The sequence below is a fragment of the Mycobacterium sp. ST-F2 genome (assembly GCF_001905655.1).
GTDB lineage: Bacteria > Actinomycetota > Actinomycetes > Mycobacteriales > Mycobacteriaceae > Mycobacterium.
In genome coordinates, this window is the sequence record NZ_JMHT01000010.1 from 52523 (window position 1) to 73012 (window position 20490).

Consider the following 20490-nt stretch of genomic DNA (forward strand, 5'->3'; position numbering starts at 1 on the left):
TTATCGCGACGGGGCCGACGCGGTATCCAACTGGTGTGCCAGTGCCTCGGCGGTCTGCCGTTGCCAGGTCAGGAAATCCTGCCCCGCGGGCAGCGTCTCGGTGACCTCGACGACGGGCACAGCGGCCTTGCGGGCGGCATCCTGCAGCTGCGTGGTGACGGCGGTCTCGGTCTGCTTGTTGACCACCAGCGCGTCGATCTTGTGGCCGCTGATCAGGTCGAGCACCGCGGCCACGTCGGCCGGAGCGGGGTCGTGGCCTTCTTCGGCGGCCGCGGCGAACCCGTGCGGGGTGAGGTCGACGACGCCCGCGGCGGACAGGAGGTAGTGCGCGACGGGTTCGGTGGAGACCACCGCGGCGCCCGGATGCTTCTGGCCGATGGCGTGCTCGGTGGCGGCGATGGCGTCGGCCTTCTTGCCGAACTCAGCGGCGTCGGTGCGGTAGGCGTCGGCGTTCGCGGGGTCGGACTTGGCCAGGTCGTCCGCGATCTTGGTGGCGACGGCCTTGGCCACGGCCATGTTGTAGAAGACGTGTTCGTTGGCCTCACCCGGGGCGCTGTGCGGCAACAGCGAGTAGGCGTCCACGGTGGTGACGTTCTTGTGGTTCTTCAGCACGTCGTCGGCCCAGTGGTCGTAGCCGCCGCCGTTGATGACGACGAGGGAGGCGTCGGCGATGGCGGCCGCGTCTGCCGGGCTTGCCTCGAACGAGTGCGGGTCGGCGGCGTCGTTGTTGAGGATCGACTTGACGTCGGCGTGCCCGCCGGCCACGGCGGTGGCCACGCTGGCCCACACGTTGGTGGTGGCGACGACCTTCGACGAGCCGGTGGCGTGCCCGGAGTCGCCTTGCGACCCGCAGGCGGCCAGCCCGCCGACGGTCAGCGCGGTCAGGGCGGACAGTGCGATCAGCCTGGTCCGGGTCATGGATGCTCCTGCGGATTAGTGTTAATGAAAACCGTTTGCAATAAATCTAGTGCACTGTTGCCGTGCAGCGCGAATCGGATGCGCTAGCGTCACAACATGCCGAGGAGCCCCAACCCGAGGCGTCGGGCCACCCTGGCCTCACTGGCTGCCGAGCTGAAGGTCTCGCGCACCACGATCTCCAATGCCTACAACCGGCCCGACCAGCTGTCGCCGGAGCTGCGTGAGCGAGTGCTCGCCGCGGCCAAGGAGATGGGCTACCCGGGACCGGATCCGGTGGCACGTTCCCTGCGCACCCGAAAAGCCGGTGCCTTCGGGCTGATCATCACCGAGCCGCTCAACTATTCGTTCCGTGATCCGGCTGCGCTGGATTTCGTTGCCGGGCTTGCCGAATCGTGCGAGGAGGCCGGGCAGGGCCTGCTGCTGGTGGCGGCCGGGCCGAACCGCTCGGTCGAGGACGGCACCGCCGCCGTGCTGTCGGCCGGGGTCGACGGGTTCGCGGTCTACGCGGCGTCGGACGACGATCCGTATCTGCCGGTGGTGCAGCAGCGGGGCGTGCCGATCGTCGTCGTCGACCAGCCGAAGGATGTCGAGGGGGCCTCGCGGGTCTGCATCGACGACCGGGCGGCCATGCGCGGGCTCGCGGAATACGTTGTCGGCCTTGGGCATCGCGAGATCGGTCTGCTGACCATGCGGCTGGGGCGGCACTGGCCGCACGGCGACGCGCAGTCGGCCGTCGCGGACCCGGAGCGGTTGACGTCGCCGCACTTCCACGTGCAGCGCGAGCGCATCCTCGGTGTCTGCGACGCGATGTCCGCCGCCGGGCTGAACCCCGAGGCCCTCACCGTGGTCGAGACCTACGAGCACCTGCCGAGCTCCGGCGGGGCCGCGGCTGATGTTGCACTGCAAGCCAATCCGCGCATCACGGCGCTGATGTGCACCGCCGACGTACTCGCCCTCTCGGCGATGGACCACCTGCGGTCGCGCGGCATCTACGTGCCGGGCCAGATGACCGTCACCGGATTCGATGGCGTCCCCGAGGCGCTGGCGCGCGGACTGACCACCGTGGCCCAGCCGAGCCTGGAGAAGGGCAGGCGGGCCGGCTACCTGCTGAACAATCCGCCGCGGTCGGGGATCCCGGTGATCGAGGTGCTCGACACCGAACTGGTCCGGGGCCGCACCTCGGGCCCACCGGCCTAACCGGCCCGGCGCCGGGCCAGGTAGGCCAATGCCTCCGCGACATCCTCGGGGGAGTCGACGCGGTATTGCGCGGCCGACGGCCCGGTGCCGACCTTCACCCCGACGTCGCCGTCCCGCAGCCGGGCGAACGCCTTCTCGTCGGTGATGTCGTCGCCCAGGTACACGACGGCAGTGGCCCCCGCACCCCCGAAGTCGCGCTCTCGCAATGTGTCAATCGCCGAACCCTTGTTGGTGGTGATCACCGCGAACTCCAGCACCGCCTTGCCCTCGGTGGTTTCGGCGGGCCACTGCTCGCCGGCCGTCCGCGCCGCGGCCAGCGCCGCGTCGCCGTCGGCCTCCGAGGCGTTGCGCACGTGCAGGGCAACGCTGGCGGGTTTCGTCTCGACCGCGACGCCGGGGTACCGGCTTGCGATCTCGGTGAGCGAATCCACGATCTGGGCCAGCAGTACACCGTCGACCGTCTGGGTGAACCCGGTGTCGAACTCGGCGCCGTGGCTGCCCACCAGTTGCACTGACGAAGGCATGCCGGACAGTTCGCGCAGTACGCCCAACGCGCGTCCCGATACCAGCGCGACGAACGTGTCCGGCAGGTCGGCCAGCGCCAGCAGCGCAGCCGACCCGGCCGGTAGTGCCCGCGCATCGGCAGGGTTGTTGACGATCGGCGACAGGGTGCCGTCGAAATCGGAGGTGACGAGCAGTCGGGGCGTGGCGGCGACGGTGTCGAGCGCCGCGATCAGATCAGCCGGGAGCACCGGTCAGACTTTAGGGTGTTCCCCGTCGCCGATCAGCAGACGCACCGCAAGATCGAGTCGCTTGCTCACGTCGGTGGCCGACGCCCGGCGGGTCAGCCAGGCCAGCAGGTTCGACAGCCACACATCGGAGATGACGCGGGCGATGTGGTACTGGTCCTCGGTGGGCTCGCCGTCGCTCATGGCGCGGGCGAACATCGAGTCCATCAGCTTGCCGACGTGATCGACCTCACCGGCCGCGGAGGCGTCGGCGAACACGAAAGCGCGTGTCATGGCCTCGGTCAGCAGGGGGTTGCGCTGCATGGACCGGTTGAGCTTGCCGACCATCACGTTGAGCCGCTGGTATGGCGTGCCGCCTGTCAGCGAGGCCCGGTCGGTCTTGGCGTCGATGCGCTCGAACTCGCGGCCCAGTGCGGACACCAGCAGGTGCACCTTGGACGGGAAGTAGCGGTACAGGGTGCCGACGGCGACGTCGGCGCGTTCTGCCACCGCACGCATCTGAACTGCCTCGTAACCGCCCTTGGACGCGATGGCCAGCGTCGCATCCAGGATGCGCTTGCGGCGCTCACGCTGTGCTTCGGAACCCAGCTCGGATTCGGTGAGTACGGCCATGTTCGTCACCTCCCGCGGGCGGACGGCGGAATCGGACTCGGGTGTAGCTGGCAGGGTTGTGTCGCGGGCCATGCGGCCATCAACTCCTTCGGGTAGCGCATTGGGTGAAAACGATACGCAAAGTGATCGGTAATTTCCCACCTCCAGGCGCCCCGGGACACCCAAGTGTCCTGCTGTAATGGCGATCGACTTGACGTCAGATTGCTGTCACCATTAGAACACGTTCTAGTGAGAAGCGTGTTCTTCTCGCCCAAACGCTAGGAGCGCATGGTGTCCATCACTTCCACAACTATCGACTCGGAGCGGGCCGAAGTTCGCGAAATGGTCCGTAGCTGGGCTGTCGCGTCGGGTTCCATTGCCGCGGTCCGTGCTTTGGAAGGCGGAGCGGAAGACGTCGGTGATTCGTGGCGGGGCCCGTACAACGGTCTGGTCGAACTAGGGACATTCGGCGTCGCGGTTGCCGAGGACCTCGGTGGCGCCGGCGGATCGATCGCCGATCTGTGCGTGATGGTCGACGAAGCCGCCGCCGCGCTGGTGCCCGGCCCGGTCGCCACCACCGCTCTGGCAACCCTGGTGATCACCGACGCCGCGCTGCTGGAGGCGCTGGCGTCCGGACAACGGACCGCCGGCCTGGCGCTGAGCGCCGACATCGCGTTCGACGGTCAGTCCGCGACCGGCACTGCCAAGTTCGTGTTGGGTGCGCTGCCCGACGGCCTGCTGATCCTGCCCGCCGGCGACACGTGGCTCCTGGTCGACGCCGCCGCGTCCGGCGTCACTGTCACGCCGCTCGAGGCCACCGACTTCTCCCGCCCCCTGGCCCGGGTCGAGCTGAGCGGCGCCGCCGCGACCGTCATCGACGCGCCGGTGGCCGACCTGGCTGTGACCGTGCTGGCCGCCGAGGCTGCGGGTCTGGCCCGCTGGCAGTTGGAGACCGCCGCCGAATACGCCAAGGTGCGTGAGCAGTTCGGCAAGCCGATCGGCAGCTTCCAGGCCGTCAAGCACATGTGTGCCGAGATGCTGCTGCGGTCGCAGCAGGTTGCGGTGGCCGCGAGTGACGTTGCCGAGGCCGCTGTCGAAGGTGACGCCACGCAACTCTCCATCGCCGCCGCGGTGGCTGCCTCCGCCGCCATTGATGCCGCGAAACACAATGGGCGCGACTGCATTCAGGTGCTGGGCGGCATCGGCTTCACCTGGGAACACGACGCGCACCTGTACCTGCGGCGCTCGTACGCCACCGCCCAGATCCTGGGTGGCCACGGCACCTGGCTGCGCCGGGTGGCCGCGCTGACCCGCTCGGGCCTGCGTCGTCAGCTGCACGTCGACACCGGTGCGGCCGAGACGATCCGTCCCGAGATCGCCGCCGTGGTGGCGCAGATCGCCGCGCTGCCCGCCGAGAAGCACCAGGCCGCCCTGGCCGAAGCCGGACTGATGGCGCCGCACTGGCCGGCACCGTACGGCCGCGCCGCGTCGCCGGGCGAGCAGTTGGTGATCGACGACGAGCTCAGCGCCGCAGGCGTTGTGCGCCCGGACATTTCGATCGGCTGGTGGGCCGCGCCGACCATCCTGGGGCACGGCACGCCCGAGCAGATCGACCGTTTCATCCCGGGCACCCTGACCGGTGACGTGTACTGGTGCCAGCTGTTCAGTGAGCCGGGCGCCGGCTCGGACCTGGCGGCCCTGCGCACCAAGGCCGTCAAGGTCGACGGCGGCTGGAAGCTGACCGGTCAGAAGGTGTGGACCTCCAACGCGCACCGCGCCAACTGGGGAATCTGCTTGGCGCGCACCAACCCTGACGCGCCCAAGCACAAGGGCATCACCTACTTCGTCGTCGACATGAGCTCGCCGGGCATCGACATCCGTCCGCTGCGCGAGATCACCGGCGAGGCGCTGTTCAACGAGGTCTTCCTGGACGACCTGTTCGTGCCCGACGACTGCGTCATCGGCCCCGTCGACGGCGGCTGGGCCCTGGCCCGCACCACGCTGGCCAACGAGCGCGTCGCCATGGCCGCCGGTGGTGCGCTGGACAAGGGCATGGAACACCTGCTCGACGTGCTCGGCGACCGTGAGCTGGACGCCGCCGAGGCGGAACGCCTTGGCGGACTTATCGTTGCGGCCCAGGTGGGCTCGCTGCTGGATCAGCTGACGGCGCAGATGGCGGTCGGTGGGCACGATCCGGGTGCGCCGTCGAGCGTGCGCAAGCTGATCGGTGTGCGCTACCGCCAGGCGCTGGCCGAGACCATCATGGACGCGCACGACGGTTCGGGTATCGAGGATTCACCGGACGTCCGGTACTTCCTGAACACCCGCTGCCTGTCGATCGCCGGTGGCACCGAGCAGATTCTGCTCACCGTGGCCGGCGAGCGGTTGCTGGGCCTGCCGCGCTAGTTGCCCCTGCGGAAGTCCCGCGGGGTCAGGCCGACGCGCTGCCGGAATGTCGTGGCGAAATGGTTGGGTGTCGAAAACCCAACCGCGGCACTGATTTCGGTGATGGACATCTTGGTCGAAGACAGTAGCGTCTTCGCGCGGTCGATCCGGCGGTCGAGCAGGAACTGGTAGGGCGTGGTGTGAAACGCGGCCCGGAACGCCTTGATGAACGTCGCCACGGACATATGGGCAAGGCGCGCAAGCGATTCCAGGTTGATGTCGGATTCCAGGCTGGTTTCGAGGAACTCGACGATGGACGCCCGTGCCGACGGCGGCAGGGCGTCACGCTCGGCTTCCGGTGGCGGTGCGACGGTGTAGGTGTCGCGGATCAGTAGTCGCAGTGTCTCACCGGCGGAATCGAGCAGCAGCCGGGCCAATGCGTCGTCGCGGCCTGCGACGCTGCGCATCTTGGTGATCAGCGCCAGGATCAGCGGATCGTGATGCTTGCGCCGGGGCACGTGCACGACCTCGCCCAGGGCGCTCTCGGGTATCGAGATCTCGCAGAAGCCTGAGATGTCGCCCGTGACCACCGACGTACAACGCACGCCCGCCGGCACCACCCAGGTATCGCCGATGCGTGGCAGCGTGCGATCGGTCGGGCCCCAGTCCAGGTTGGTCTCCATCGATCGGAGTTCGCCGTGGCGGTGTACGTAGATCAGGTGACGGCTCGGATCGTGGCAGCACCAGTCGGCGGGGCGCTCGATGCGCTCGGTGGCGAACCGCAGCGACATGCCACGACTCTCGATGGACCTCTCGCCCACCACGATGCGTGGCTTCATGGGGCGGTCGTCGTTCCACGGTTTCAGAGTCGGCGTGAAAGCCATGCACAACCTCCGGGTAACCCAGCGGGCCTGCTGACCATCCTGTGAAAAACCTGCGAGTCCGTCAATACCCCGGCGACAGAAATTAGAACTTGTTGCAGATTTCGAATGTTTGTTTTCGGCTTGGTCACTACCGTCTGCGCGGCCAGAAGTGCTGACACCTCAGAGTCCAAGGAGACCCTATGGCATTCGAGTTGCGCCGATATTCGACCGCGGGAATGGCGATGGCAACTGCCGGCGTCATCGCCCTCAGTCCTGTGACGGTGTCGCCGCCCGACCTTCACCTGCCGGCGCCGACCAGCGTCGTCGCGACGCGCAGCGTGGACCTGACCGGGTTCGTCAACCCGCTCGCCGTGTGGGGTGATGTGCTGACGACGACCGTCACCGACATCGGGAAGCTGGCGCAGACGTTCGCCGCCGACCCGTTCCCCCTGACGAAACAGGTCATCGCGAATCAGGTCCGCTACCTGACCGAGATCGCATCGATCGGTCAGGGCGTGGGCAACGGCGTGGTGAACTGGGCCAAGACCGTTCCGGAGTCCTTGCGGACCATGGCACAGCAGTTGGCTGCCGGCCAGATCTCCGATGCGGTGATGTCAGGCTGGGGCATCTTCGTCAATGGTGTTGTGGGTGTGCTGTTCCCGGTCCTGCAATTCGACATCCCGCAGCAGGTCACGCAGAACATCGCCAATGCGGTCAAGGCGCTCACCCCGGTGTTGGCGCAGGTTGGGTTCGCAGTGCTGAACACCATGTATCAGAGCACGGATGCCTTCGGCGACATCGCGCAGAATTTCTACAACGCGGTGAGGGCCGGGGATATCGTCACCGCCGCAAGCGAATTGATCAACGCTCCGGCAAACCTCACCGGGGCCGTGCTCAACGGGTGGGGCGAAGGCAGCAAGGGCGTGTACGGCATCTTCGGGTCGTTCGGGGTCGTCAACGCCGTCATGCAGGGGTTCAAGACCATCGCCGACGCCATCAAGCCACCGGCCCCGGAGGCTCCGGTGGCACCGGCAGCGGCCGACGACCCTGCCGCAGTGGCGAGCACGGCCGTCAAGGCTTTGGCGCCGGCCTCCGCCACCAAGCCGGTGACGACGGCCGCGGTCAAGGCCGATGATGCAGAGAAGGTGGCGACGAGCCCGGCCGCAGCGAAAGACCCTGTGGCCAAGGAGGATTCGAAAGTCGCAACCGAGCCGGCTGTTGTGAACGCGCCTGACGCCAAGCCGGACACCACCGAGCCTGCGACCAAGGTCGAGACGACCAAGCCGGCGGATGCGGCCACGTCGGATCCAGATTCGGCCGCCAAGCCGGAACAGCCGACCAAGGCGGAGAAGGCGCCGAAGGCCACCAAGGCGCCGAAGGCCAAGGCCCCGAAGCCTGCGAAGAAGGGCAAGGACGCAAAGAAGGCGTCGTCTGCGCAGCAGTCAGCCAACGCCGCTTAAGTGGGGGCCAGATCGGCGAGATGGTTGCGAAAACCATTTGGTCAGCAACCATTTCGTCGATCTCGGGGGTGCTTCAGCGCCGCACGCGCTGCGCGCCGGCAACCATCGCGTCGTGCAGCGCGATCTCGGCTTCCGACGGCGTGGTGCGGCGTTGCAGCAGAACGAATTCCAGGTGGCCGAGGTTCGGCAGCCGGCTATGCGGTGGCGGTACGTTTTTCCGGTGAACCTGCTGGCCAAGCTCCGCATCGACGGCTTCCTGCTGGGGCTGTTCGCCGCGATGGCGATCGGAGTGCTGCTCCCTGCCCACGGCGACGCCGGGCGGACGGTCGAGACGGCGACCAAGGTCGCGATCGCCGTGCTGTTCCTGCTGTACGGCACCCGGCTCGAGCCACGCGAGGCCCTCGAAGGACTGAAGCACTGGCGGCTCCACGCCACGGTGCTGGCCGCGACGTTCGTGCTGTTCCCGTTGCTCGGGCTGGCGATGAGGGTGTTGGTGCCGTCGGTCCTCACCAGCGATCTCTACACCGGCATGTTGTACCTGTGCCTGCTGCCGTCGACGGTGCAGTCGTCCATCGCGTTCACCTCGATCGCGCGTGGCAATGTCGCGGCGGCCGTCGTCAGTGCCTCGGCGTCGAACCTGCTGGGCATCTTCCTCACTCCGCTGTTGGTGACGCTGCTCATGCAGACCACCGGCGCTGCCACAGTGTCGGCGAACTCGGTCCTGGAGATCGTCGTGCAACTGCTGTTGCCGTTCCTCGCCGGGCAGCTGCTGCGGTCCAAGCTGCACCGGCTGCTGTCCCACACCACCCTCACCAAGGTCGTCGACCGCAGCTCGGTCTACCTGGTGGTGTACGCGGCGTTCAGTGCCGGGATGGCCGAACACATCTGGATGGGCATGGAGGTCACCAACGTGCTCGCGGTGATGGCCGTCAGTGTGGTGCTGTTGGCAGTGGTGCTCGGTATCACCGCAGGCGTGGCACGGTTCCTGAAATTCGACCGCGCCGACCGCATCGTGATCGTCTTCTGCGGCTCGAAGAAGAGCCTCGCGACGGGGTTGCCGATGGCCACCGTGCTGTTCGCCGGACACCCGGTGGGCCTGATCGTGTTGCCGCTGATGATCTTCCACCAGATCCAGCTCATCACCTGCGCGATGTTGGCTGGGCGCTGGGGACGGCAGGCCGACGCCGAGGCGCTGAACGTAGACCTCGCGGTCGCGCCGAAGGGGCGACCTCCGGCAAACGGTGGTCGTCAACGGATCCAAATCAATATGTTTCACAACTGATTTACATCACAACTTATTATTGGGTTATGGTCGTTCTACCGGGGCCTCTAATGTCGAGGCCATGGCTTCAACGGAAGATGCGTTAAACGGCGAGGAGGCCGATTGCGATCTGGGTTGGTCGGCGGCGATGCTGATGCGCCATTACCGGGCGCAGGTTCAGCCGCGTGTTGCCGACCTGCCCCGCGGCGAGCGTGGGTACCAGGTGCTCTACACCGTGATCTGCAAGAGCTTGCCCAATCAATTGCAGATGGCGGAGTACCTGGGCATCGACCGTACGGTTCTGCCGTACGTCATCGATGACTTGGTGAAGGCCGGACTGGTCGAACGGCAGCCGGACCCGGCGGACCGTCGGGCCAGGAAGGTTGTCGCCACCGCGCGCGGAGTCGAAACGTTCGAGCGGCTACGGGACGAGGTTGGCCCGGCCGAACGAGCGGTGCTGTCGGCGTTGGATCCTGAGGAGCAGTCGCTGTTCAGGTCGCTGTTGTCGCGGGTGGCTCGCCAGGCGCGCGACGAGACCAACGTACGTGCCATTTCCAGCGAAGACGTTTGAGATCAGAGGCGACCCGGTACCGAGAAATCGGCGGTTGAGAACAAACCGCCGCACATCAAGCGATGCAGCAAAGGAAACGGGTACACGACATGTCGCACAATCCAGCTGATCTCAGCAAGGAACCGACGCCAGATCCGGTCGAGGACAACGCATTTCTGCCCTCGCCGTATTCGTTGAGTCAATACACCCAGTCGAAGACGGACTTCGACGGCGTGAAGCATGAAAACGCCTACACCGGGGGCCGGTGGAAGGTGCTCATGATCGCCACCGAGGAACGATATGTGCTGTGCGAGAACGGCAAGATGTTCTCCACCGGCAATCATCCGGTCGAGATGTTGCTTCCCCTGCATCACATGATGGCTGCCGGCTTCGATGTCGATGTCGCCACGGTGGCCGGCTACCCGGCGAAACTCGAACTCTGGGCAATGCCCAACGAAGATGAGGCGGTCCTGCGGACCTACGAAGCGCTCAAGCCGAAGCTCAAGCAACCGAAGAAGCTCGCCGACGTCGTCGCCAACGAGCTCGGTGCGGACTCGGACTACATCGCGGTCTTCATTCCCGGCGGGCACGGGGCTGTTGTCGGCCTGCCGGCCTCCGAGGCGGTGGCGCAAACCCTGGAATGGGCGTTGGCCAATGACAAGTTCATCGTCACCCTGTGTCACGGCCCGGCCGCATTGCTGTCCGTCGGGCAGGGCGGCAAGGTCTCGCCATTCGAAGGCTATTCGGTCTGCGTGTTCCCCGACGCGCTCGATGAGGGCCCCAACCTCGAAATCGGTTACCTGCCAGGGCATTTGCAGTGGCTGGTCGCCGACCTGCTCGGCAAGCAGGGGCTGACCATCGTGAACGAGGATATGACGGGCAAGGTCCACCAAGACCGCAAGCTGCTCACCGGTGACAGTCCATTGGCATCGAACGATCTCGGCATCTTGGCCGCAGATGCGTTGGTGGGCGCCGTCCGGTCGCTCGAGAAAACGACGTGAAGTCCTGAGTCGGGGCAGTTGATCTGTCACACCCCGAAAACCCGGGCCGCATTCCCGCCGAGGTAGAGGTCGCGCGCCTCGGTATCGAGACCCAGGTCGTCCAGCCGTTCCAGGCACCGCTGCGCTGACAGCATCGGCCAGTTGGTCCCGAAAAGCACTCGGGTGCGGCCGGATCCGCGCATGTAGTCCACCAGCTCCGGCGGCAGCCGGTGCGCGGCGTAGGCCGAGGTGTCGATGTAGAAGTTCGGAAACTTCTTGGCCAGGAACAGCACTTCGTCGATCCACGGGGCGCCGACGTGGCCGCCGATGACCACAAGCTCGGGGAATTCGAGCAGGACGGTCTCCAGGTAGGGGATCGGGCGCCCGGGCTCGGACGGGCACAGTGGCCCGGTGTGCCCGATCTGTGTGCAGAACGGGATGCCGAGCTCGACGCAGGTCTGCAGAAGCGGATAGTAGCGGCGGTCATTGGGTGGCAGGTTCCACAGCCACGGGACGACGCGCAGTGCCACCATGCCCAGTTCGGTTACCGCCCTGCGTAATTCGCGGACAGCGTCGACCGGCCGGGCCAGGTCGACGGAGGCGACGCCGGCGAACCGGTCCGGGTGGGCGCGCACGTGTGCGGCCGTCTCGTCGTTGCCGATCAGCGCGCCGCAGGGCCCGACCCACGCGCACAACAACGACTTCTCGACGCCGGCGTCGTCCATCGCTCTCAGTGTGACGTCGATGGGCAGCGCCGGCAGGTCTTCTTGGCGGGTCCAGCGCAGCAGCGGCCGCAGCCATGGCTGGCGCATGAACAGCTCGTTCGGCTGCTGGGACCACGCGTCGATCACTCGTGTCATGCCATCAATTACTTCACTAGTGAAGTAATAATGCAAGGGTGGGTCCGAAGGACAGGTCGCCGGCTGGGCGGCGGCGCGCGTATTTCCATCTGCAGACCGTCGCGCAGCGGCTGCGTACCTCGGCCGACCGATTGTTCGTCGACGAGGCCGGCATCACCACGGCGCAGGCCGCGGCGCTGACGCTCATCGCGCGTCATGCCGGGTGCCGCCAGTCGCTCGTCGCGGCCGAGCTCGGCCAGCGCGAGTCGGCCGTCACGGCGATGGTCGGGCGTCTGGAGAGGGCAGGGTTCGTCGAAAGACGACCCAGCCGGAACGACGGCCGCGCCTGGGAGCTCTGGCCGACGGACTCTGGTACCGACGCGCTGCGCCGGCTCGAAGCCGCGCTGGCGACCGTGAACGGCTACATCGACGAAGCCATCGGGCCCGACGACGTCGACGGCGTCGTCGACGCGCTACAGCGGCTGAGCGATCTGCTCGACGCCGAGCACTGAGCCTTGACCAAACCTTGACTCCACGTTGAATCGCCGCACCGACGATTGCGGATGTGATTACTCTTCAAGCCGTGGAGCTGGGGGTTTTGGGACCTCTGCAGGTTCGGCGGGACGGTACGCCCGTCACGATCCCGGGCGCCAAGCCGCGCGCGATCCTCACGATGCTCGGCCTGCACGCCGGCTCCGTGGTGCCGGCCGACACCTTCTTCGAGCTGCTCTGGGGTGACGAGTCCCCACGCACCGCGGCGAAGGCGCTACAGACCCACATCTCGGCCCTCCGTCGTGCCCTGGGCGACGGATTGATCCTGACGGAGGGCACGGGTTGGACCCTGGCCGAGAGCGAGGTTGACGCCGCCCGGTACCGATCGGCTGCCCGGCTGGCCCGTGATGCCGTTGCCGTCGGTGATACCGGCCAGGCCCTCATCCGCTTCGACGAGGCGATCACCCTCTGGCGCGGCATCCCCGAGTTGCCCGACGGGCGCCGCGGCACGTCGGAGAAGACGCGATGGGTCGAAAGCCATGCCGCGCTGGTGGAAGATCGGGCCGACGCGCTGCTTGCGGCGGGCCGCGTCGCGGAGATCATCGGCGAACTCGAGGCCGCGGTCGCCGAGGCGCCATTGCGTGAAAGGCGTTGGGGTCAGCTGATGCTCGCGCTCTATCGCGCCGGCAGGCAGGGCGAAGCACTCGGTGCCTACCAACGGGCGCGGGCTCTGCTCGCTGATGAGCTCGGCGTCGACCCCGGACCGAGCTTGCGCCGGCTCGAAGCGGCGATCGTCGCGCAGGACAGTTCATTGGAAGTACCTGCGGTGCAGCATGTTCCGTCGATCACGCGTGCGGTCACCTTTCTCTTGACGGACATCGAGGGGTCGACGGCGTCGTGGGAGGCCGATGCCGACGCCATGGCGGTGGCACTGGCCAGACACGACGAGCTGGTCGGCCAGATCGTCACCTCGCACGGTGGGCGGCTGATCAAGACCCGCGGCGAGGGCGATGCCACATTTTCGGTGTTCGATCGGCCGTCGGCAGCGGCTGCGGCCGCCATCGAGTTGCAGCAGGCCATGTTTGGTGAGCCCTGGGCGCTGGCCACGCCGATGCGTATCCGCGTGGCACTGCACACGGGGGAGGTGGAGCTTCGCGACGGCGACTACTTCGGCCGGGCGGTGAATCGGGCGGCCCGGTTGCGGTCGATCGCCGAGGGCGGACAAATCCTCTGTTCCGGAGCGACGGCCGAGTTGGTGATCGATTCGCTGTCCGATGATGTGGCCCTGGTCGATCTGGGGATGCGCCAGCTCAAGAACCTGGCCCGCCCCGAGCACGTCTTCGAGCTCCGTCGCGACGCCACCGGTGGCACACCCGAACCGCCGACGGTCGAGACCTCCCTCGAGCGCCCGGCGCTACCTGCGGTGCTGACCGGTTCCGGACCGTTCGTCGGACGCGGTACCGAACTGGAGCGGTTGTTCACGGCGTGGCAGACCGCGCTGGCCGGGACCGCGAACTCGGTGCTGATCGCCGGCGAACCCGGCGTCGGCAAGACCCGCCTGGCCGGGGAGTGGTCACGCCAGGCATATGACCAAGGCGCCCTTGTCATCTACGGCCGCTGCGACGAGGACCTCGGCGCGCCGTACCAGCCGTTCGCCGAAGCCCTGCGCGCGCTGGTGCCGTGCCTCGGGGCCGACCGGCTACGGGGGTTGCGTGGCGTGGAAGCGCTGCTGGCGTTGGTGCCCGGCCTGGCCGACGTGCTGCCCGATGTGGCTGCGCCGACCCGTGCCGACCCGGACACCGAGCGCTATGCGCTGTTCGACGCCGTCGTCGCGGTGATGGGTGTGGCCTCGGCGAGTACGCCGGTGGTGCTCATCCTTGACGACCTGCACTGGGCGGCCAAGCCCACGCTGCTGCTGTTGCGGCATCTCCTGCGGTTCGGCGACCACGCCCGCGTGCAGATCGTCGGGACGTATCGCAGTACTGACCTGGACCGGTCTCACCCGCTGGCGGCGATGCTCGCCGACCTCAACAGAGACGGTACGGCCAGTCGCCTGTCGCTGAGTGGTCTCGACGTGAACGAGGTGACTGCGTACGTCGCCGAGACCGGCTACGACGACGAAGAACTGGCACGGGCGTTGGCCTCGGTAACCGGCGGCAACCCGTTCTTCCTCATCGAGGCGCTGCGACATGTCGAGGAGAGCGGCGGCCATTGGGATCCGAGCACCTTGCCGCAGGGCGTCCGTGAAGCGGTGAGCCGCAGGCTGTCCCGCCTGCCCGCGGAGACCAACAAGGCACTCGCCGCGGCCGCGGTTGTCGGGAGTCGGTTTCACGTGAATCTTGTCGAAAAGGTGGTCGGAGACGATCTGATCGATGCGTTCGACGAGGCGTGCCACGCCGGCATCGTGATCGAGGAGCCCGGCGGCTGCTACCGGTTCAACCACGCCATCGTCCGCCAGTCGCTGCTCGCCGAACTGCCGTCGGTGCGGCGTATGCGTTTGCACCAGCGCATCGCCGTCACCCTGGAGGATCAGCCTGGCGCCCACGACGAACTGCTCGGCGAACTGGCGCACCACTACTTCGAATGTGCGTGGGCGGGCAACGCCGCCAAGGCCATTGAATACTGCCGCCTGGCGGCGGACCAGGCGATGACCAGGCTCGCCTATGAGGGCGCCGCCGACCTGTACGACCATGCCCTGCACGCCCTGGAAGAACTCGACGACGAAGTGCCGGACCGGGACGAGCAGGTTGCCGACCTGTTGATCGCTCGCTGCGAGGCTCTGCTGGCGGCGGGGGACGTGGCGTCGGCCGCCGGCGTGGTGCCCCAGTTGCAGGCGGCGACAGTCGATTCCCCGCGTCGGGCGGCCTGGGCGACGTGTTTCGACGGTCAGCTGTCCATGCTCACGCACCCCGACCGATTGGACGAGATCGAATCGGCATTGGACGGGGCCGCCCGAAAGCTGGGCGAACTCGACGACGCGGCCGGAGAAGCCAAGGCGCACAACGTCCGTGCCGCGTGCCTGGCCCGGCTCGGCCGGATCGGCGACTGCGAGGTGGCACTCGACGAGGCGCTGACCGCGGCCCGTCGTTCAGGTGATCACCGCCGGGTCAACGCGGTCCTGGCGGGTGCGCCGCTGGCCGCGCTGTGGGGACCCAACCCCGTCCCGCGGGCCGGTGGACGGTGTCTGGATGTGGTTCGGCTGCTGCGCATCACGACCGAATCGCCCGCAGTCGAGGCCACCTCGATGCGGTGTCAGGCGGTGCTCGAGGCGTTCCGTGGGCGGGGCGCCGCGGCCCGGCGCATGATCGATTCGGCCCGGCGGACCGTCACCGAACTGGGACTGCGCCATGCCCTCCTCGAGGTTGAGCAGTTCGCCGGCATCGTCGAGTTGGTCGGTGGCGAACCCGACGCCGCCGAACGGTATCTACGCAAGGCCTACAACGGTTTTCGTCGACTACGGCTGGATACGGATACCGCGGAGACGGCTGCCCTTCTGGGCCGGGTCTGTTTGGTGCTCGGCCGTGACACCGAGGCCGACGAATTATGCACCGAGAGTGAGCGTCTCGCCGGCCATGCGTTGAAGGCGTCGATCGCCTGGCGGACCCTTCGGGCGCAGCTGCTGTCGCGCGGCGGCGATCACGCCGAGGCTCGGAAGATGGCCGAGGCCGCTGTCGCGCTGGCCGAACGCACCGACGCGTTGGTGGATCACGGTGATGCCTGCGATTGCCTGGCCGCGGTGTTGGCCGCCGGTGGTGACACGGCGGGAGCGCGCGCAGCGGCTGAGCGAGCCGCCGGTCTGTACGAGCGCAAAGGTGCTGTGGCGCTTGCGGAACGGGTTCGCCGACTCCTTGACGACCCTGGCCGCACGGGTGCACCGGCCGAACCTGAACTGCCCACGGTCCGGGTGCGCACGGCGGCGGTCCGATTGAGCGAACGCGTGATGGCCGCTCACGACCGTGCCGACTGGGACGAATTCGAGAGGCTGGTCGCGCCCGAGGCGTCTGTTGAGAGCCGGCGAAAGCTTGTCGGCTTCAAGCGCGGCAACTTCAGTCTGCCCGAGGTGACACGTCAGACGCGGAGCGATCTCGAGTCGGGGGCCGTGCGGGTGGCGCACGATGTCATCGCCGTGCGTGGTGAATGTCTGGCGCTCGCGCGGGTGCGGGTCGGCACCGCCGACGTGAGCGCTGGGGCGCCGCAAGATGAGTTTCTTCAGGTCTACGGCGTCGACTCCGAGGGTCGGGTCACATTCCAGGTGTGGTTCGACCCGGAGGACATGGACGCCGCGGTCGCCGAACTCGATGCGCAGTACCTCGCTAGTCACGCCGAGAGCCACTGGCGGCGGCCGGCAACCACAGCGAGCGATGCGTATGACCGCTTCACGGGATACTTCGCGGCCCGAAGTTTGGAAGCGATCGCCGACATGTTGACTGACGATTTTTCCGTCGAAGACCGTCGCCGGGTAATCAATGCCGGTCTGCGACAGGGGCGTGCCGCGGCGATGGCGGAAATCGCCGCGTACGCCGGCATCGGGACCGAGGCGATCGCGTCAGACGTCGTCGCAACCCGCGGAGAGCGTCTCGTCATGAGCCGTTGCCGCGCCATGGGCCGCGCCGCGGGACCTGAATCGTTCAGCAGCGAGGTGCTGGATGTGCTCGAGACCGACGCCGAAGGCCGCATCGTGGCGCGGGTCGTGTTCGACCTCGACGATCTCGACGCTGCCACCGCAGAACTCGATGCGCGCTATCTTGCCGGCGAAGCGGCTCCGCACGCGCACTGTTGGTCGACAGTCCTCCGTGCGTACGACGCGCTCAATCGGCACGAACTACCCGACACGACAGTCGATATGGCGAGCATCGACAACAGGCTGATCGCGTCATTCGCCCCCGGAGGCATCAAGGAGTACACGCTCCATGCCTGGGACCAGGTGCCGGACATCCGTTTTCGCATCGACTCGGTGCACCTGCTGACTGATTCCGGTGCCGTGATAACCCAGGCGCTGAGTGGGACATCGCGTGAGGGCTTCGAAGCCGAGTGGCGCGAAATCCACCTCATGACGATCGACGGTGACCAGTTCAGCCGCAGTGAGATGTTCGATGAGACCGACCTCGACTCAGCGCTGGCGAGGTTCGATGAATTGCATGTGCAGGCACGACCTTTGGAGAACGCGGCGACTCGAGCCAACGACAGGTTCACAAGGTATTTCGCGGACCGCGACTGGTCTTCGTTGGCTGGACTGTATGCCGATGGTGTCGTGCACGACGATCGCCGTGCAGTGGTCGGTACCGGTCTGCTCAGCGGACGCGACGCCGTCATGGCGAACATGCGGGTGACCGCCGAACTTGGGGTCACCCAAACCCGGTCGCATGTGATCGCCACGCGGGGGCAGCGGCTGGTTCTGGTTGTGGCCGACCTTCAGGTCAATGGCGAGGGACCTGAGCCGTTCTCGGCGACCATCTTGACGGTCGCCGAACTCGATGCGGACGAGCAGGTCGCGGCGTTCATCGTGTTCGACTCCAATGACCTGGAGGCCGCCGTCACCGAGCTCGATGCCCGCTACCTGGCTGGCGAGGCGGCCGCATACGCCCCCACCTGGTCGGCGATTACACGAGCCTATGCCGCGTTCAATCGACGCGAGCTCGCGGCCACGACGGCTGACTGGGTGAACGTGGATCACCGCCGGACAATGTCGTGGGAGCCGGGCGACCTGACTGCGTTCATCCGGGCAGGCTGGGCCAGCGAGCTGCGTAACACGCTCATTGTCGAGACGGTTCACGCGCTGAACAGCGCGGGTGCGGTCGTCACCCAGGTCGCGCACGCGACCGCAGCCAGCGGCCTTGTCGCGGAGTGGCGCGAGATCGCGCTCGTCGGAATCGCCGGCGACTTGCTCAGCCGCATGGAGATTTTCGATGAGGACGACCTCAACGTCGCACTCGCGCGTTCTGCCGAATTACCCTTGGAAGCAGGGTCTTTGGAGAACGCCGCAAGCCGTTTGTATGAGCGCTATTTCAGGTGCTTCGCAGCCCGCGATTGGGCAGCGATGGCCGAAATGTACGCCGACACGCCGGTACTCGATGACCGCCGTGCGGTGATCGGCACGGGGGTGCTTCGCGGTCGCGAAGCCGTCACCGCGAACATGCGGGCGGTCGCCGAGTTCGCGGTGACCCTGTCGGCTTCGAGTGTGATCGCCACCCGCGGACAGCGGCTCGCCTTGGTCTCGTCCCGCTTCGCGAGCAACATCGAGGTGGCTGAGCCGTTCTACGCCAACATGCTGACCGTGGCCGAAATCGATGGCGCCGAGCGGATTACGACGTTCGTCACCTTCGACGTCGATGACCTCGACGCCGCCGTCGCTGAACTGGATTCCCGCTACCTGGCGGGTGAGGCGGCCGCATATGCACGGACGTGGTCGGTGATCGCCAAGGCTTACGCCGGGTACAACCGCCACGAATTGCCGGCTACGACGACGGATCCGGCGTACATCGATCATCGATCTATCGTCGGAGTCGAGGGGGCCGAGCTGGCTGCATCGCTGAGTGCAGTGTTGGAACTCGTCCCGGACGCCCACGTCTGTATTGGGACGGTGCATCGGCTCAACGAACTCGGAGCAGTCGTTACCCAGGTTGTGCAAGGGAGCTCGCCAGAGGGGCTGTACATCGAGTCGAGCACGATTGCCGTGTTTACATTCGAAGGCGACCTGATCAGCCGTGCGGAGATCTTCGACGAGTCAGACCTCGACGCCGCGCTCGCCCGTTTCGACGAACTGAGCCGGCCAACACCGCAATTGGAAAATGCGGCGAGCCGGGCCAATGGGCGCTTCATCGATTCCTTCGCCGCCCGCGACTGGGAGGGCATCGTGTCGGTGCTCGCCGAAGAACATTGCAGCGACGATCGGCGACGCGTGGTGGGCGCCGGATTCCGCCGCGGCCGGGATGCCGATATGGCGAGCTTGCGGGTGATCGCCGATCTCGGGGGCAGCCTGACGGCCGAAGTCATTGCGATTCGCGGGGAACGCCTTGTTCTCTGTCGCAACCGCATCGCGATGGCCGACCGGCCGCAAGAGTCCTTCGTCGTCGATTCGCTCACAGTCGTCGAGATCGACACGAATGGCCTTGTCGTGGGCGTTGTTTCGTTTGATATCGACGATTTCGACGCCGCGTTCGAAGAACTCGAGGCTCGCTACCTTGCGGGTGAAGCGGCCGCGTATACCGACGTGTGGTCGGCACTCGCGGAGGGCTACGCTGCGATCAATCGGCATGAAGCACCCGCGGTGACGCCGGAGTTTGTGAGCATCGACCACCGGACCGGGGTTGCATTCGCACCTGGCGATTTGATGCCGTACATCCAGGCTTCCTGGGACGTGTCGGCTGATCTCAAGGGGCACATCGAGACGGTGCACCGACTCAGTAAGTTCGGCGCGGTCGTCACTCATGCGACATACGGGAGTTCGCGCGAGGGCTTCGATGCTGAGTGGCGAGAGACTGTGCTGTTCCTGGTCGACGGCGTGGTGAGCCGATGCGAGATGTACGAGGAGTCTGACCTCGCCGCCGCACTCGCGCGCTTCGAAGAGCTTGGCCAGGTTTAGCCCTGCTGGGGCGGCGCGCCGCCGGCTGTCCAGCGCTCAGTTGTAGTGAGTCGTCGCGCAGGCTGTCGGAGTTGTGAGGTTCACGCCGGGGTAGGTCACCTGAATGTCCGCGCAGGCAATGAAATTGGACTCGGTGTTCGGCTTACCGGTCCGCACGTCGAGCGTCAGCGAGGTGCCGTCGACCGCGAACTCCTCGAAGCTGCCGCCGCCGTTGAACGTCACCGAAACCAGTGCGCTGTTCTGCGACTTGAGCTGCCGCGAGTTCACCGGGCCGTTCCAGGAGCCGCGGTTGATCGGCGGGGCGCCGGTCGGCGCGCTGTACGAGACGTCCTGGTACACATTGCGGTTGGAGCTGCGCAGCGTGATGTTCTCTCGTGCCCAGGTGTTCGGCGGCAGCGGAACCGGGTTGCCGCCGACGACCAGGTTCGAGGCGGTGTTGAAGGTGCACGCACCGCCCGAGCACTGTGCCGTCACGTGAATCTGAATCTGGGTGCCCTCGTCGACCGGCACGAAGGCGTCGGCCGAATTGACTGCGGCAGCAGCCGTCACGGGGGACATCAGAGCGGTCGCGGACAGCATGGCGGCCGCACTTGCTGCAATAAGCCGGTTCACAGTCAAGAAAG

The 20490-nt window shown here is 66.9% G+C and carries 14 protein-coding genes; 8 read left to right on the forward strand and 6 right to left on the reverse strand.

Annotated elements, in window-relative coordinates:
• Nucleotides 1–918 (reverse strand): metal ABC transporter solute-binding protein, Zn/Mn family, encoded by a 918-nt coding sequence (locus tag EB75_RS05700; RefSeq protein ID WP_073694500.1) that lies wholly within the window; start codon nucleotides 916–918, stop codon nucleotides 1–3.
• Between the two features lie 96 nt (nucleotides 919–1014).
• Between EB75_RS05700 and EB75_RS05705 the strand changes: the two genes are divergently transcribed.
• Entirely contained in the window at nucleotides 1015–2115 is a 1101-nt protein-coding gene (locus tag EB75_RS05705) for an Rv3575c family transcriptional regulator (protein WP_073694501.1), read from the forward strand.
• Here EB75_RS05705 and otsB read toward each other — a convergent pair.
• Entirely contained in the window at nucleotides 2112–2867 is a 756-nt protein-coding gene (gene otsB / locus EB75_RS05710; protein WP_073694502.1) for a trehalose-phosphatase, read from the reverse strand. The two genes, EB75_RS05705 and otsB, sit on opposite strands and share 4 nt — an antisense overlap.
• A gap of 3 nt (nucleotides 2868–2870) precedes the next feature.
• Complete coding sequence (gene kstR, locus EB75_RS05715) at nucleotides 2871–3476, reverse strand: cholesterol catabolism transcriptional regulator KstR (RefSeq protein ID WP_168175990.1); 606 nt, start codon at nucleotides 3474–3476, stop codon at nucleotides 2871–2873.
• Between the two features lie 267 nt (nucleotides 3477–3743).
• Between kstR and EB75_RS05720 the strand changes: the two genes are divergently transcribed.
• Complete coding sequence (locus EB75_RS05720) at nucleotides 3744–5861, forward strand: acyl-CoA dehydrogenase family protein (protein ID WP_073694504.1); 2118 nt, start codon at nucleotides 3744–3746, stop codon at nucleotides 5859–5861.
• Here EB75_RS05720 and EB75_RS05725 read toward each other — a convergent pair.
• The gene (locus EB75_RS05725; protein ID WP_083611997.1) at nucleotides 5858–6724 is read right to left on the reverse strand and encodes a helix-turn-helix transcriptional regulator; all 867 of its coding nucleotides are present in this window, start codon (nucleotides 6722–6724) and stop codon (nucleotides 5858–5860) included. The genes EB75_RS05720 and EB75_RS05725 overlap by 4 nt on opposite strands.
• Nucleotides 6725–6903: 179 nt before the next feature.
• On the opposite strand from EB75_RS05725, the gene EB75_RS05730 reads away from it, so the two are divergent.
• From EB75_RS05730 to hchA, 4 genes are all read left to right on the forward strand, one after another.
• Nucleotides 6904–8163: a superantigen-like protein SSL4 gene (locus EB75_RS05730; protein ID WP_073694505.1), complete on the forward strand. Its 1260-nt coding sequence runs from the start codon at nucleotides 6904–6906 to the stop codon at nucleotides 8161–8163.
• 220 nt (nucleotides 8164–8383) lie between these two features.
• Nucleotides 8384–9445, forward strand: a complete 1062-nt coding sequence (locus tag EB75_RS05735; protein WP_502689340.1) for a bile acid:sodium symporter family protein — start codon at nucleotides 8384–8386, stop codon at nucleotides 9443–9445.
• 61 nt (nucleotides 9446–9506) lie between these two features.
• Nucleotides 9507–9995 (forward strand): MarR family winged helix-turn-helix transcriptional regulator, encoded by a 489-nt coding sequence (locus tag EB75_RS05740; RefSeq protein ID WP_073694506.1) that lies wholly within the window; start codon nucleotides 9507–9509, stop codon nucleotides 9993–9995.
• Nucleotides 9996–10084: 89 nt separating this feature from the next.
• Nucleotides 10085–10975, forward strand: coding sequence for a glyoxalase III HchA (hchA, locus tag EB75_RS05745; protein ID WP_073694507.1), 891 nt, complete (start codon nucleotides 10085–10087; stop codon nucleotides 10973–10975).
• Between the two features lie 26 nt (nucleotides 10976–11001).
• Here the strand turns inward: hchA and EB75_RS05750 are convergent, their stop codons facing one another.
• Nucleotides 11002–11814 (reverse strand): amidohydrolase family protein, encoded by an 813-nt coding sequence (locus EB75_RS05750; protein ID WP_073694508.1) that lies wholly within the window; start codon nucleotides 11812–11814, stop codon nucleotides 11002–11004.
• Nucleotides 11815–11852: 38 nt separating this feature from the next.
• Here EB75_RS05750 and EB75_RS05755 point away from each other — a divergent pair, with 38 nt between their 5' ends.
• Nucleotides 11853–12305 carry a MarR family winged helix-turn-helix transcriptional regulator gene (locus EB75_RS05755; protein WP_073694509.1) on the forward strand — a complete coding sequence of 151 codons (453 nt, stop codon included), beginning with the start codon at nucleotides 11853–11855 and terminating at the stop codon, nucleotides 12303–12305.
• A 71-nt stretch (nucleotides 12306–12376) separates the two neighbouring features.
• On the forward strand, nucleotides 12377–19867 hold the full coding sequence (locus tag EB75_RS05760; protein WP_083611999.1) for an ATP-binding protein: 7491 nt from the start codon (nucleotides 12377–12379) through the stop codon (nucleotides 19865–19867).
• Nucleotides 19868–19903: 36 nt separating this feature from the next.
• On the opposite strand, the gene EB75_RS05765 is transcribed toward EB75_RS05760, so the two are convergent.
• Nucleotides 19904–20479, reverse strand: a complete 576-nt coding sequence (locus tag EB75_RS05765) for a hypothetical protein (RefSeq protein WP_073694510.1) — start codon at nucleotides 20477–20479, stop codon at nucleotides 19904–19906.
• Between the last annotated feature and the right edge of the window lie 11 nt (nucleotides 20480–20490).

Excerpts from the sequence above, each read along its gene's own strand:
- EB75_RS05700 (WP_073694500.1), bottom strand. The coding sequence starts at position 918 with ATGACCCGGACCAGGCTGATCGCACTGTCCGCCCTGACCGCGCTGACC.
- EB75_RS05705 (WP_073694501.1), top strand. The coding sequence starts at position 1,015 with ATGCCGAGGAGCCCCAACCCGAGGCGTCGGGCCACCCTGGCCTCACTG.
- kstR (WP_168175990.1), bottom strand. The coding sequence starts at position 3,476 with ATGGCCGTACTCACCGAATCCGAGCTGGGTTCCGAAGCACAGCGTGAG.
- EB75_RS05720 (WP_073694504.1), top strand. The coding sequence starts at position 3,744 with ATGGTGTCCATCACTTCCACAACTATCGACTCGGAGCGGGCCGAAGTT.
- EB75_RS05725 (WP_083611997.1), bottom strand. The coding sequence starts at position 6,724 with ATGGCTTTCACGCCGACTCTGAAACCGTGGAACGACGACCGCCCCATG.
- EB75_RS05730 (WP_073694505.1), top strand. The coding sequence starts at position 6,904 with ATGGCATTCGAGTTGCGCCGATATTCGACCGCGGGAATGGCGATGGCA.
- EB75_RS05740 (WP_073694506.1), top strand. The coding sequence starts at position 9,507 with ATGGCTTCAACGGAAGATGCGTTAAACGGCGAGGAGGCCGATTGCGAT.
- hchA (WP_073694507.1), top strand. The coding sequence starts at position 10,085 with ATGTCGCACAATCCAGCTGATCTCAGCAAGGAACCGACGCCAGATCCG.
- EB75_RS05750 (WP_073694508.1), bottom strand. The coding sequence starts at position 11,814 with ATGACACGAGTGATCGACGCGTGGTCCCAGCAGCCGAACGAGCTGTTC.